Source organism: Shewanella sp. SR44-3 (assembly GCF_014163735.1).
Lineage (GTDB): Bacteria > Pseudomonadota > Gammaproteobacteria > Enterobacterales > Shewanellaceae > Shewanella.
Window position 1 is genome coordinate 1 of the sequence record NZ_JACJDV010000118.1, and the last position, 417, is coordinate 417.

The 417-nt window shown below is 48.7% G+C and carries 1 tRNA gene and 1 rRNA gene; both read left to right on the forward strand.

Going from position 1 to position 417, the window contains the following annotated elements:
* Positions 1–2 precede the first annotated feature (2 nt).
* Positions 3–118: ribosomal RNA gene (gene rrf / locus H5073_RS18070) — 5S ribosomal RNA — on the forward strand.
* A gap of 91 nt (positions 119–209) precedes the next feature.
* Positions 210–286, forward strand: a tRNA-Asp gene (locus tag H5073_RS18075).
* The last annotated feature ends 131 nt before the right edge of the window (positions 287–417 follow it).

Consider the following 417-nt stretch of genomic DNA (forward strand, 5'->3'; position numbering starts at 1 on the left):
TGTCTGGAAACCATAGAGCTGTGGCACCACCTGATCCCATTCCGAACTCAGAAGTGAAACACAGTATCGCCGATGGTAGTGTGGGGTCTCCCCATGCGAGAGTAGGTCATTTCCAGGCGCCAAACGATGCTTGAAAGAGCAAGTCTCCTGATACTGACATGTCAGCGACTTAAAAAGAATTTAGCATGCAGCGCAAGCAAATTGCTAAAGGAGCGGTAGTTCAGTTGGTTAGAATACCGGCCTGTCACGCCGGGGGTCGCGGGTTCGAGTCCCGTCCGCTCCGCCAACTATAGAGAAAAGCCTCATCGAAAGATGAGGCTTTTTTCGTTTTAAATGAAAATGCAAAAGAAGAGCGGTAGTTCAGTTGGACCAATAATGTTCCAGACATTGTTTTGCATTCACCCCATCCATGGGGAT